We start from the raw sequence: 12,856 nt of genomic DNA on the forward strand, positions 1-12,856 counted from the left end.
GGGAGTATCAACCGCTCCATTTCTGCGCACACTGTGGGCGAGGTGATGCGGTATGAGGCGGGAATACAACGACATGTATGCCCTTTTCCGCCATGAGCCGAGAGCGGAGGAGTACTTTGAGCGGCTGCCCAGCTATCTGCAGGACCGAATTCGCCCCCGGTACCAGATGGTAAACTCATTTGCTATGCTGGAGACGTGCGCAGAGCGGTTCTGTGAGCCGGAATGAATAGAAGTTGGGGCCAGAGACGGACCCAAATGCGTCAGATCTGACAATTGAAAAATTTTGTCTGTGCTCTATAATGGGGAAAGTTCCTTTTGGAACTTTCCCCATAGTCTATGTTTGTGTGCAGAATTCAGCAGAGAGCCAGGTGTGTAATGGAAAAGACAATAGTAAAGAAGCGAGAGACAGCTGGTCGGGAGAACAACATTCTCCTGCTGACCGGTCCGATTTTTGTAGAGCTGCTGCTCCAGATGCTGGTGGGCAACGCGGATCAGATCATGGTGGGCTGGGTGGACCCCAACGGTGTGGGCGCCATCGGCAATGCAAATCAGGTGACCAACCTGCTGCTGCTGGTGTTCTCCGTGGTGTGTACCGCCTCCATGATCCTTGTTTCACAGTACATCGGCGCGCGGGACACCAGAAGCGTCAACGAGACCTATACCGTGTCCCTCTTCACCAACATTGTATTCGGCGTGGCGGTGAGCCTGATTTTGATGCTGGGGTGCGGACCTATTTTCCGCCTTATGGGCGTCCATGAGGAGATTTTTGAAAAAACCTGCCTCTACATGCGCATCATCGGCGCGGGCACGGTGTTCCAGGCGGTGTATCTGACCTTCACTGCCTTCTTCCGATCCAGCCAGATGATGAAGGAGACCATGGTTATCTCCGTATTCATGAACTGTCTGAACATTGCGGGCAACTATATTCTCATTAACGGCGTGGGTCCCCTGCCCGCTCTGGGGATTGCCGGCGCGGCCATTTCCAGCAGCCTGAGCCGTCTGGTGGGTGTGGTTGTCATCGCCCTGCTGTTCTGGAAGAAGTTCGGACCGGTGATTCAGTTTTCCCAGCTGAGGCCCTTCCCCAAGGGGCAGCTGCGGCGGCTGCTCCGCATCGGTGTGCCCGCCGGCGGCGAGTCAGTGAGCTACAACATGTCCCAGATCTGCATCCAGACCGTGTGCAACCGCTTCGCCACCTACGTAGTGAACACCCGTGTGTACGCCAATATCTTCGCCAACGTCACCTATATGTTTGGCTCCGCCATGAGTCAGGCCTGCCAGGTGGTGGCCGCCCGGCTCATGGGTGCGGAAGAGGTGGAGGAGACCAACCGGCAGGTGTACCGCACAGTGCTCTTTTCCCTGGTAATCTCGGGGACCGTATCGGTGCTGCTGTTTCTGCTCTGTGAGCCGGTATACAGCCTCTTTACGACTGATCCCCAGGTGCTGACCCTGGCCAAGACCATTATGCTCATTGAGATCCCCCTGGAACTGGGCCGGGCGGTAAACATGACCATGTGCCGGGCCCTCCAGGCCTGCGGAGATATCCGGTTCCCCATCATCATCTGCGTCATTGACGCCTGGATTGTGGGCGTGGGCGGCAGCTGGCTGCTGGGCGTGGTGTTTGATATGGGCCTGGCGGGCCTTTGGATTGCCATGGCGGCGGATGAGTGCATTCGGGCTGTGCTCTTCCTCTGGCGCTGGCACAGCCGAGCCTGGGTGGATAAGCACCTGCTGACGGCGTGAAAGAAAAGACTGTCTGTGAGTCTGGCATTAGTAAAGAAGCCTGTTAAGCGCTTATCAATAGAGCAGGGGCATGTGGAACGCCACATGCCCCTGCTCGCTTCTTTATATATCAGGTGAAGCCGTAGTCCCGGCGCACAAAACAATTTGTGTGGAACCGCTCATCTGTGTCTTACCCCAACTGCGCGTAGTCCTCGTCTGAAACCGCTTCCAGCCATTCGTTGGAGGTATCTGTGCCCGGCACCTCTACAGCTATATGGGAAAACCAGCTGTCCTTTTTGGCGCCGTGCCAATGTTTGATTTCAGGGGGGATGGTAATAACCATACCGGGAACCAGGCTGACGGCAGGCTTACCCTCCTCCTGATACCAGCCCTCGCCGGCAGTACAGATAAGCAGCTGTCCGCCGCCCTCCTTCGCATGGTGAATGTGCCAGTTGTTGCGGCAGCCGGGCTCAAAGGTCACATTAGCCAGAAAGACCGGACACTGGCCGGGGGTGGTCAGGGGATTGAGGTAAGAATTGCCTACAAAAAACTGCGCATAAGCGGTGTTTGCCTGTCCCAGACCGAATATATTTTGCCGGGCGAATGCCTCTCGATTCATACACTTCATAGAATACCTCCTTACAGCATGGAGCTGAAATCAGCCATAGCCTCTGAAATCTTCAACTGCTGCGGGCAGACGGCTTCACAGCTGCGGCAGCCGATGCAGGCACTGGGCTGCTTATCTGCCGGAATGGCGGAGAGCGCCATGGGGGCGATGAAGCCGCCGCCGGTAAATCGGTGCTCGTTGTACAGCGACAACAGGTGAGGAATATCCAGCCCCTGAGGGCAGTGACTGGTGCAGTAGCGGCAAGCAGTACAGGCCAGCGCCTTGGGGTTGGTCATCTCGCCGCCCAGGGTCAGAAGAGCATCCCATTCCTTTTCTGTCAGAGGCGCTTCGGTCTCAAAGGTGGAAAGATTGTCCCTCAACTGTTCCAGATTGGACATGCCTGAGAGAATGACCGTTACAGAGGGAATACGCTGCAGGAACCGGAAGGCCCAGGAGGGAATAGGACGCTGAGGATCAAGAGCCTGGAGCACCGCAGATTCCTTTTCGCTGAGGCGGGCCAGCCGGCCGCCCCGGAGGGGTTCCATCACCCACACGGGGATGTGGTACTGTTCCAGCAGCTCCACTTTTTCCTTTCCGCTCTGGAACGTCCAATCGATGTAGTTGAGCTGAAGCTGGCAGAATTCCATATGCTCGCCATAGGCCTCCAGAAACCGCTTCAGTACTGGCATGGCTCCGTGGCAGGAGAAGCCCAGGTGACGGATACGGCCATTTTTCTTCTGTTCCAGCAGATAGTCCAGAATACCGTATTTGGGGTCCAGATAGGCGTCAATATTCATCTCGCACACATTGTGGAACAGATAGAAGTCGAAGAAGTCCACCCGGCACTTTTTCAGCTGCTCTTCGAAGATCTCCTTGACCTTGCCCATGTTGCCCAGGTCATAACCGGGGAATTTGTTGGCCAGGTAAAATTTCTCCCGGGGATAGGCGGACAGAGCTTTCCCGATGGCCAGCTCAGAATTGCCGCCGTGGTAAGCCCAAGCGGTGTCGTAGTAGTTGACGCCATGCTCCATGGCCAGGGCCACCATCTCCTCCACGGCGGCCTGATCCACAACGGCGTCATTCCCATCCACCACAGGCAGGCGCATGCAGCCCATACCCAGGTTGGAAAGCTTCATACCTTGAAAATCCTTATAAATCATGTGAACAGCTCCTTGCATTCTCTATTTTGCTGCCTCATTGATGCAGCGCAGCGCATTCAAGCTGCGGGGATAGCCGATGTAGGGCAGACACTGGGAGACCACATCGATGAGAAAGCGCTTGTCGTTTCCGATGCGCAGGTTGGCGGCGGCGTGGCTCACAAGCTGGGGTTCGCAGCCGCCCTGGGCGGCCAGAAAGCAGAAGGTAATGAGTTCCCTCTGACGGTAATCCAGACCGCCTCTGGTGTAATAGTCGCCGAAGCAGTTGCCCGCAAGCCAGCGATTGATGTGCCGGCTCTCCTCCGGGCCGCTGTCCTGGAAGCCGCGCATTCCCTCTCCGAAGATGTCAACCTGGGCCTGATTTCCAGCTGCAATCCGGGTATCTGGCGTGGTGGAGCCCTGCTCCGGAAGCGGGAGGGATACACCCTGCTTCTCAAGGGCGGCGTTGGCCCCATGCAGGAAGGGGAGCACCCGGCCGAGGCCCAGATAGGCAGCGCCCTGGTAGACCAGTTCCTTAATCTCCACAGGCGTCACGCCGCTTTTGAGAGCGCCTGGCACCATCGCGCAGAAGGCGTCCACTCCCTGACAGCCCATAAGCGTAGCCAGGACGGCCAAAAAGCGGGTCTTATCGTCCAGCTTACTCTCATGAACCACCTCATCAAAGGCAAAGTTGGAAAACAGTGCGGAGAATTCCGGATCGCTCTGCGCCAGTCCGAAGGGAACCTGGGCAAAGTGCTCTTCACAGTATTGCTTGGCAGACATAGATAATTCCATATTATGACCTCCCCAAAATTGATACAGAGTAAGTACGGCGGATGCCACGGCAGTCTGGCCGCCGAAACGGCTGGACTGCCGCTCCGGCCGTATGGGCGGAGATTACTGGGGCGCCCCGCGTATCTGATTCTCCTCAGGCCGTCAATGCACAGGCAAAGACCAGTGCGGTCAACAGTGAAAAATCCGTTTTATTGCACGGCGCCCTCTGCTCACCTCTGGGATTTCCGAATTTCATGCCGCAGATAATCCAGCCGCTGGAGCTGATGCTCTTTAAAATGGATTTCATCCAGGGCGGCGCTGCGTTTTTCTTCCAACATGCGGAGCCGCTGCGCGCAGGAAGGCGCCCCCTCCTGCAGAAGCCGCATATAGACCTCCACCTCTTCTGTGGTGAATCCAATATCATGGAGGGTCATAATGGTGCTCAGCTGTTCCAGATCCGTGTCGTCGTACTGCCAAGCGCCCATTACCTTCTTGACTGCTCCGCACAGGCCCCAGCTCTCATATTCCCGCAGGATATGCATGGGGATCTGATAGCGTTCGCTTGCCTCCTGTATGGTCATATCGCAACCTCCGAACTGAAAATAAAAATGCAGGTGTCCGCCCTTGGACACCCACATTTTAGAACAATTTCTCTATTATGTCTAATGCTTATTTTGGATTATCAGAAATAGCTGAAAGGCATTCTTTTATGTGCTCCAGCAGCGCGGATACGGCGGGCGGAAAGGTCTCGGTTTTCTTCCAGGCCAGCACTGTACTGGACTCCAGGGGGGGAGACAGCGGCAGAAAGCGAAGCCCTTCATAGCTGCAGCGCAGCCGAATGGTGAGGAATGCCCCTACGCCCGCCCTGGACAGCAGGGCCATGTTGTACGGCAGGTTGCCGGTGGCGGCGACCCGGAGATCCTTGGCATAGGGGCCGAACCAACGCTCCAATTCCTTTTGAACTACGCCGCGCCTTGTATAGATGAGCGGCAGTTTTGAGAGATCCTGGGCAGTGACAGAGGGGTTCTGTGCCAACGGAGAATTTTCCTGCACATGGACGCCCCACTGTTCCTTCACCGGCAGACGAATCATATCGTACTTGCTGATATCCACAGGTTCCAGCAGCAGCCCCAGGTCCAGGGTGCCCCGCTCAAGTTGCTCCTTGATGTTGTCTGCGTTTCCGCTGTATATCTGATATGTTACCTGTGGATGGAGCTTCTGGAAGGAGGCCAAAAATTCAGCCAGAACATGCATACCCTCCAAATCCCCGCTGCCGATGGAGATCTCCCCCCGCAGTTCCGGCTCTCTGCGGAATTCCTGAGCTGTTTTCTCCGCCAGGTCTATCAGCTCCTGGGCCCTGCGCCGCAGCAGCATTCCCTCATCGGTCAGCACAATATGGTACCGGCTGCGGTGAAAGAGCTTTACGCCCAGCTCTTCTTCCAGCTGCATCAGCTGACGCGAAAGGGTGGGCTGGGTCAGATGAAGCAGAGCCGCCGCTTTGGTGATGTTCTCCTCCCGCGCGACTGCGAGAAAATATTTCAAAACACGAAGCTCCACAGCCAGGCCTCCTTTTTCTCATCGTATCATATTTGTGGGCATCCGGCAAGTTAAAAATGCTTTTAGAGAATATTTGTAAATAGAGAATGAGTATTTTACATTTTTGAAGAACGGATTTACAATAGAACAAAAGAGGAAGCCAAAATATGCGGGTCCTATTGAAGGAGGTTATTTTCATGAGCGCATTGGTTGCATATTTCTCTGCAAGCGGCACCACCGCCAAGGCGGCAAAGACGCTGGAAAAGGCCGTGGGGGGAGATCTCTATGAGATCAAGCCCGCCGTACCCTATACCAGCGCTGATCTCAACTGGATGGATAAGCACTCCCGCAGCAGCGTGGAGATGAATGATAAGCATTCCCGCCCGGCGCTGGCGGATACAGCCGCTCCCATAGCTGGGCATGACGTTATTTTTTTGGGCTTCCCCATCTGGTGGTATATGGCCCCCACCATCATCAATACATTTCTGGAGAGCTATGACTTCACCGGAAAGACGATCGTGCTCTTTGCAACCTCTGGCGGAAGCGGCCTGGGCAAGTCGGCCGCCGGCCTGAGAAGCAGCGCCCCCGGAGCCAAAATCCTGGATGGCCGTATGCTCAATGGCCGGCAGGATGAAGAGGCCCTGAAGGCATGGGTATCCAGTTTAAAGCTCTGAGGCGGCGGCTGTTAAATTCCTCTCCCTCTGGCGGAAGGTATGGCCAGAATATGTCCCGCAGCGGGAGAGCGCTATGCGTGGCCTGCGGGAGGCGGGAAGCAGAGCTGCGAGCGAGGAGCGCCCATGCGGCGCAAAACAAAACAGGCGGACGGTAGAAACCGTCCGCCTGTTTGTATATCTGCCGGCTGCAAGGATTCCTGTGAAAGCAAACCTCCAGACAGAGTTTATATGGCCGGGATAAAGGGATCGTCTGCGCTGCCTGAACCGGTGAGCGCTGTCCCGGCCGACAGGATCACCACCGGGCGCACGCCCCAGGTATCAGCGGCGTCCCTCATGTAGAAGTACCCGTCGGCGCCCAGGATACGCACCATGGAGCCGTTGTTGAAATAGGGGGTATCCATCCAGCAGGGGGCGCCGGAGAGCAGCCCTGCCCGGGACAGAGAGGCCATCAGGCCGATGTCGGGCAGGCGGACAGTGTCGGTGCAGTCCATGGCCACCGCCTCCGCCATGCCCCGGTCGCTGTACGCTGGGACATGGAAGGCGAAGAAATCGTTGAAGCCGGAGTCGGCCAGCTCCCGGTCTGTGATGGACAGAAGCACCCGGTGACGGTCGGTCACCAGTATTTCCTGTTCCGACTGGTCAAAGGCGGCGGTGAGAAAGTCGCCGTTGAGCCAATCCCGCAGGTCGGACTCGCTCCACAGGTTGCTGCCGAAGTCCCCGTCCTGGTCAAAGGCCCGGTTGTCCACCGCTTCCACCGCCAGGAGCAGCCAGCTGCCGTCCTCCTGCTGCTCCGCCGCCTGCCACAGAAGGGGCTTCCCCTCCCAGGCGCCCAGCTGGATATAGGCCCCGGTCTCCAGGGCGGCGTGAGGAAGACGCGCCCGCATCAGAGCGGCTCCGGCAGGTACGGCCAGCAGCAGGCAGAGCACCACGGCGGTGCCGCCCGCCAGCACGACGGCGGGGCGGCGCACCCGCTCGGACAGGGACAGCCGGTATCCCAGCCAGACCAGCACCAGCAGGAGCAGCAGGTCGATGAACTGGGCGAAGGCGAACATGTGCTTGGCCAGGTCCCCCTCGCCGTTGGTGACTGTGGGCATCAGGAACTGATAGGCCATGGAGCCCAGTACGGTGAGCACCAGGAGGGCGGCGGAGAGCCTGTGGCGTCCTGTGCCCTTCCGGCCCGCCACGGCCTGCCACAGGGCCCAACAGCCGGCAGCCGTGATGAGGCCGGCGGCCAGCCAGGTGTTGATGGGCAGCTGGCTTCGCAGCCAGCTCCAGCCGCCAAAGCGGCCTGCAAAGGTGAGCCGGGGGTGGGCAGCATCCAGATTGGAGAGGTAGTAAGGCCGGATAAAGCCGGTGTGGGCCATGGCTACGTCCAGCTTTTCCAGGTAGTAGCCCGGGTGGGAGAGGTAGAAGAACAGCAGGTCAAACTTGGACACCTGGGAGAAGTCCTCTTTGAACTGTTCGCTCTCCCGGGCAGGAGCCACCCGGTCCATGTAGTAGTTGGAGTCGGCGTACTCCGCCATATACTCCGGCAGGCCAAGAGCGGAGAGATATTGCTGGGTCTGCTCCGGAGTGGTGTCCTTGAGAACGCCGTAGAACACGGCGTTGTAGTTGGTCTCGTAGTCCATCCAGCCGGGGAGGGAGAGGTACACCGCCCCCAGCACCGCCACGCAGGCCGCAGCGCCGCCGCACAGCCACTTCCGCCATTTCGGCTCCCCACGGAGGAAGAGAACCGTCCCCATGCCCAGGGCACACAGAGCGGCCACCGGCAGGTTGATGAATTTGCTCCAGCCGTACACCACGCAGGAGAGGAAGTACCAGCCAGCGTTCCAGCCCAGTCTGCCCCGGCCCGTCAGCAGCCGCAGGCCAAAGACCGCCATGGCCAGCAGGCCCAGCATCTGCACCGGCTCGCTGTACAGGGAGTTGAAGTAGGTGATATATCCCTCGTCGCACAGGACGAAGAGAAAGGCCAGCTTTACCAGCAGGTCGCACCACAGAACAGGGAGCCGGAAGGAGCGGAAGAGCAGAAGCAGCAGTCCGGCGTAACACAGCAGGTAGATGAGGCCCAGCACCTGGATATGATAGGTGTCCAGGCTCTGGCCGGTGAGCACGTTGAGGGCCAGATTACCCGCCAGGGAGGCCCGGACGAACACCAGATGGATGGACGGGTAGGCGGCGGTGTTGTCCAGACTGAAGAGGAGGTTCCACAGCTTCTCTCCGGCGGAATTGCCCTGAAAGACCATGCGGAAGGTATCCTCATACACAAAGGAGCCGGTGCTCCCGGCATAGTCCAGGGAGTTGGTGCTCATGACCCGGCCGAAGTCCCCGTTGTTGGACAGTCCCGCCCCGCCGCCGGCAAAGAGAACCAGGGCCATGATGACCGCAGCCAGCGCGGCCAGCAGGAAGGGGCCGAACCGCTCATAGAATTGTGACGCCCGGAGGGAGAAAGGCTGTCTGTTCATAGGTCACCTCATTAAAGTTGGGGATGGTGGGCTTACAGGGCCGCCTTCAGGTCGGCCAGGAATCCCTCCACATCGGCGGCCTGGGTGGCAAAGGAGGTAACCAGCCGGATCACTGTGTGGTTCTCGTCCTGGCGGGTCCACACCTCGTAGGCGCACAGCTTGTCCAGCACGGGCAGCAGGCGGTCAGGCACCACGGGGAACACCATGTTGCTGGCCGAGCGGGACATCATGGACAGACCCATAGCCTCCAGGCCGGACTGGAGCGTCTGGGCCATGTCCACCGCGTGGCGGGCAATGGTCCAGTAGAGCCCATCCTCCAGCAGAGTCTGGAACTGGAGGCCCAGCAGCCAGCCTTTGGCCAGCACGGCGCCCCGCTGCTTCTTGATGCGGAAGAAGCCCTCTTGGAGGGCAGGGTTGACGATGACCAAGGCTTCGCCCATCAGGGCGCCGTTTTTGGTGCCGCCAATGTAGAACGCGTCGGTGAGGCGGGCAAGGTCGGGGAGGGCCACGTCGCTCCCCGCCGCCCCGAAAGCGGCTCCCAGCCGGGCGCCGTCCAGAAAGAGAAGAAGATTGTTGGCCTTGCAGCAGGCGGAAAGGGCCTCCAGTTCGGACAGGGTGTACACCGCGCCATTCTCCGTGGCATCCGAGATATATACCAGCTTGGGCAGCACCACATGCTCATTGCGGCCCTCTTCCACCAGGGGAAGGATGAGCTCAGGAGTCAGCTTTCCGTCGGGAGCGGCGTGGGCCAGGAGCAGCTTGTGACCGGTGGCCTCCACCGCGCCGCCCTCGTGGCCGTTGACATGGCCGGTGTGGGCGCAGATCGCGCCCTCCCAGGGGCGGAGAAAAGCGGCGATGGCGGTAAAGTTGGTCTGGGTGCCGCCGATAAGAAACTGAACATCCGCCCCGGGACAGCGGCACAGGTCACGGATAAGCTGGGCTGCCCGGGCACAGTATTGGTCGGCGCCGTAGCCGATGACGTGCTCCTCGTTGTGGGCGGCGATGGCGGCGAGGACGGCAGGATGAGCCGCCTCAGAGTAGTCGTTGCGGAAATTGTACATGTTCATTCACCTCACAGATAAAAAGGCCGCAGGCCGCCCTGAAAGCTGGGGCAGGGCCTGCGGCCGCCGGGAGTTAGAATTTAAAGCTGTCCTTCAGACTCACAGACCGGTTGAACACCAGATGACCGGGGGCAGAGTCCTTGCTGTCCACGCAGAAATAGCCCTGGCGCAGGAACTGGAAGGAAGCGGGGGCGGCGGCACCGGCCAGGCTGGCCTCCACCTTGGCGCCGGAGAGCACCTCCAGGGAGTTGGGGTTCAGGCAGTCCAGGAAGTTCTTGTCGCCGGCGTCGGGGTCAGCGTCAGAGAACAGGTTGTCGTACAGACGGATTTCCGCGTCCACGGCGGTGGCGGCGTCCACCCAGTGGATGGTGGCGCCCTTCACTTTGCGGCCGTCGGCGGGGTCGCCGCCGCGGGAGTCAGGGTCGTACTCGCAGAGGACCTCCACCACATTGCCGTTCTCGTCCTTCACGCAGCCGGTGCACTTGATGAGGTAGGCGCCCTTCAGGCGGCACTCGGGGCCATCAGGATAGAGACGCTTGTACTTGGGCACAGGGGTCTCCAGGAAGTCTTCAGCCTCGATATACAGGTGGCGGGAGAAGGACACCTCACGGGTGCCGTCCTCGGGACGGCTGGGGTTGTTCTCCACAGTGAAGGTCTCGCTCTGGCCCTCGGGGTAGTTGGTGACGGTGAGCTTGATGGGACGCAGCACCGCCATGCGGCGCAGGGCCACCTCGTTCAGGTCCTCCCGAAGGCAGTGCTCCAGGAAGGCGAACTCCACGGTGGAGGCCGCCTTGCTCACGCCGTTGCGCTCGGAGAAGTTGCGGATGGACCGGGGGGTGTAGCCCCGGCGGCGCAGGCCGCACAGAGTGGGCATACGGGGATCGTCCCAGCCGGAGACACGGCCCTCCTCCACCAGCTGGCGCAGCTTCCGCTTGCTCATGACGGTGTAGTTGATGCCCAGGCGGGCGAACTCGATCTGCCGGGGCTTGGCGGGCAGGTCGCAGTGTTCAATGACCCAGTCGTACAGGGGACGGTGGTCCTCAAACTCCAGGGAGCAGAGGGAGTGCGTAATGCCCTCCAGGGCGTCCTCGATGGGGTGGGCGAAGTCGTACATGGGGTAGATGCACCACTTGTCACCCTGGCGGTGGTGGCGCATATGGTTGATGCGGTAGATGACAGGGTCGCGCATGTTGAAGTTGCCGCTGCTGAGGTCGATTTTGGCCCGCAGGGTCATGCGTCCGTTCTCAAACTCGCCGGCCCGCATCCGGGCGAACAGATCCAGAGACTCCTCCACCGGGCGGTCCCGCCAGGGGGAGCGGGCGGGGGTGTTTACATCGCCCCGATACTCCTTGAACTGCTCGGGGGTCAGTTCGCAGACGTAGGCCAGGCCCTTCTTAATGAGTTCCACGGCGCAGTCGTACATCTTCTCAAAGTAGTCGGAGGCATAGTAGAACCGGTCGCCCCAGTCGTAGCCCAGCCAGTGGATGTCCTCCTGGATAGCCTCGACATACTCCACGTCCTCCTTGGTGGGGTTGGTGTCGTCCATACGGAGGTTGCACAGGCCGCCGTACTTCTCGGCGGTGCCGAAGTCAATATAGATGGCCTTGGCATGGCCGATGTGGAGGTAGCCGTTGGGCTCGGGAGGAAAACGGGTATGGACGGTCATGCCTTGGAACTGACCACCCTGGGCGATGTCCTCGTCAATGAAATCATGGATGAAGTTTTGGGTCATGGTGGTGTTCAGCTCTTCGGTCATGTTGTTTCACTCCTTAAATGTTCCATTTCTGCTGTGCTGCCGGAAGGCAGCCAGCTAAATTCTTATTTTACCCGTTGGCGGAGGAAATTGCAATGGATTTCTGAGAACAGGACGGAAAAATCTGCCTCTGTCCGCCCTTAATCCACCACGTTGATGGGGCGGCCCTCCAGATAGGCGGCGATATTCCCCGCCAGCAGGGAGATGAGCCGCTGGCGGGTCTCCAGGCCCTTCCAGCCCATATGGGGAGTGAGGATGACGTTTTCCATGGTATAGAGGGGGTTATCCGCCGCAGGAGGCTCGGTTTCCTGCACATCCAGACCCGCGCCTGCAATGCTTCCGGCCTTCAGAGCGCCGATGAGGGCGGCCTCGTCTACCAGAGCGCCCCGGGCGGTGTTGATGAGAAAGGCGGTGGGCTTCATGAGGGACAGAGTTTCCCGGTTGATGAGGTGCCGGGTGGCGTCGGTGAGGGGACAGTGGAGGGAGACATAGTCGCTCCGGCGGAGCAGTTCATCCAGGGGCACGCAGGTCACGCCGGGGCCATAGTCCCGGGGGGTGCGGCAGTAAACCAGCACCTCCATTTCCAGGGCCAGGGCCACCTTCATCACCGCCCGGCCGATGTTGCCCGCGCCGATGAGGCCAAGGGTTTTGCCGTTGACCTCCACATGGTCCAGACCCAGGCAGCGGGTGAAATTGCTCCGGTCGCCCCGCTCCAGCATTCGGATCTGGGCGCCCATGGAGGAGCTGAGACAGAGCAGGAGCATGATGGCTGTGTGGGCCACCCGCTGGGAGCTGTACGCGGGGATGTTGCACACGGTGATTCCCCTGGCCCTGGCGGCGGCCAGGTCGATGTTGTTGTAGCCGGTGCCTGCCTCGCAGATGAGCTTCACCGAGTCGGGGAACCGGGCGATAAGCTCTGCGGGTACGGGCAGCTCCTTGGTCACGGCGATCTCGCAGCCATGAAGCCGCTGAGGAATCTGTTCCGGCGTGCTGTCGTCATAGATGGTTACGTGGGGAGCCAGGGAAGAGAGATCCAGTTTTCCGTCGTAATTCATTTTCGCGGCGTTGAGCACCACGGTGGTTCCGTTCATTTCAATCCTTCCTCTCGAGACTGATTGAGCTTACTATACCAGC

The 12,856-nt window shown here is 59.5% G+C and carries 12 protein-coding genes; 3 read left to right on the forward strand and 9 right to left on the reverse strand.

Annotated elements, in window-relative coordinates:
- Positions 1–52 precede the first annotated feature (52 nt).
- Together Q0K06_RS05160 and Q0K06_RS05165 are read left to right on the forward strand one after the other, a co-directional pair.
- Positions 53–226 carry a hypothetical protein gene (locus tag Q0K06_RS05160; RefSeq protein ID WP_294549427.1) on the forward strand — a complete coding sequence of 58 codons (174 nt, stop codon included), beginning with the start codon at positions 53–55 and terminating at the stop codon, positions 224–226.
- A gap of 149 nt (positions 227–375) precedes the next feature.
- On the forward strand, positions 376–1,740 hold the full coding sequence (locus Q0K06_RS05165; RefSeq protein ID WP_294549432.1) for an MATE family efflux transporter: 1,365 nt from the start codon (positions 376–378) through the stop codon (positions 1,738–1,740).
- Positions 1,741–1,909: 169 nt separating this feature from the next.
- Here the strand turns inward: Q0K06_RS05165 and Q0K06_RS05170 are convergent, their stop codons facing one another.
- The 5 genes from Q0K06_RS05170 to Q0K06_RS05190 form a co-directional block, all read right to left on the reverse strand.
- Positions 1,910–2,347, reverse strand: coding sequence for a cupin domain-containing protein (locus Q0K06_RS05170; protein WP_294549435.1), 438 nt, complete (start codon positions 2,345–2,347; stop codon positions 1,910–1,912).
- Between the two features lie 11 nt (positions 2,348–2,358).
- Positions 2,359–3,486 (reverse strand): aldo/keto reductase, encoded by a 1,128-nt coding sequence (locus Q0K06_RS05175; protein ID WP_294549438.1) that lies wholly within the window; start codon positions 3,484–3,486, stop codon positions 2,359–2,361.
- A 21-nt stretch (positions 3,487–3,507) separates the two neighbouring features.
- A complete protein-coding gene (locus Q0K06_RS05180) occupies positions 3,508–4,257 on the reverse strand; it encodes a carboxymuconolactone decarboxylase family protein (protein ID WP_294549442.1) in 750 nt (249 codons plus the stop codon).
- Between the two features lie 209 nt (positions 4,258–4,466).
- Complete coding sequence (locus Q0K06_RS05185) at positions 4,467–4,817, reverse strand: MerR family transcriptional regulator (RefSeq protein ID WP_294549445.1); 351 nt, start codon at positions 4,815–4,817, stop codon at positions 4,467–4,469.
- A gap of 88 nt (positions 4,818–4,905) precedes the next feature.
- Positions 4,906–5,793 carry a LysR family transcriptional regulator gene (locus tag Q0K06_RS05190; protein ID WP_294549447.1) on the reverse strand — a complete coding sequence of 296 codons (888 nt, stop codon included), beginning with the start codon at positions 5,791–5,793 and terminating at the stop codon, positions 4,906–4,908.
- Positions 5,794–5,969: 176 nt separating this feature from the next.
- Here Q0K06_RS05190 and Q0K06_RS05195 point away from each other — a divergent pair, with 176 nt between their 5' ends.
- Positions 5,970–6,446, forward strand: coding sequence for a flavodoxin (locus tag Q0K06_RS05195; RefSeq protein WP_294549450.1), 477 nt, complete (start codon positions 5,970–5,972; stop codon positions 6,444–6,446).
- Positions 6,447–6,670: 224 nt separating this feature from the next.
- Here Q0K06_RS05195 and Q0K06_RS05200 read toward each other — a convergent pair whose 3' ends face one another.
- The 4 genes from Q0K06_RS05200 to Q0K06_RS05215 all read right to left on the reverse strand — a co-directional run bounded on the left by Q0K06_RS05200 (position 6,671) and on the right by Q0K06_RS05215 (position 12,813).
- Positions 6,671–8,908: a DUF6273 domain-containing protein gene (locus tag Q0K06_RS05200; RefSeq protein ID WP_294549453.1), complete on the reverse strand. Its 2,238-nt coding sequence runs from the start codon at positions 8,906–8,908 to the stop codon at positions 6,671–6,673.
- A gap of 32 nt (positions 8,909–8,940) precedes the next feature.
- A complete protein-coding gene (locus Q0K06_RS05205) occupies positions 8,941–9,969 on the reverse strand; it encodes an aminotransferase class I/II-fold pyridoxal phosphate-dependent enzyme (RefSeq protein WP_294549456.1) in 1,029 nt (342 codons plus the stop codon).
- 73 nt (positions 9,970–10,042) lie between these two features.
- The gene (locus tag Q0K06_RS05210; protein WP_294549459.1) at positions 10,043–11,725 is read right to left on the reverse strand and encodes a glutamine--tRNA ligase/YqeY domain fusion protein; all 1,683 of its coding nucleotides are present in this window, start codon (positions 11,723–11,725) and stop codon (positions 10,043–10,045) included.
- Between the two features lie 137 nt (positions 11,726–11,862).
- Positions 11,863–12,813 (reverse strand): NAD(P)-dependent oxidoreductase, encoded by a 951-nt coding sequence (locus Q0K06_RS05215; protein ID WP_294549463.1) that lies wholly within the window; start codon positions 12,811–12,813, stop codon positions 11,863–11,865.
- Positions 12,814–12,856: the final 43 nt, after the last annotated feature.

The sequence above is a fragment of the uncultured Pseudoflavonifractor sp. genome (assembly GCF_944387805.1).
GTDB lineage: Bacteria > Bacillota > Clostridia > Oscillospirales > Oscillospiraceae > Pseudoflavonifractor.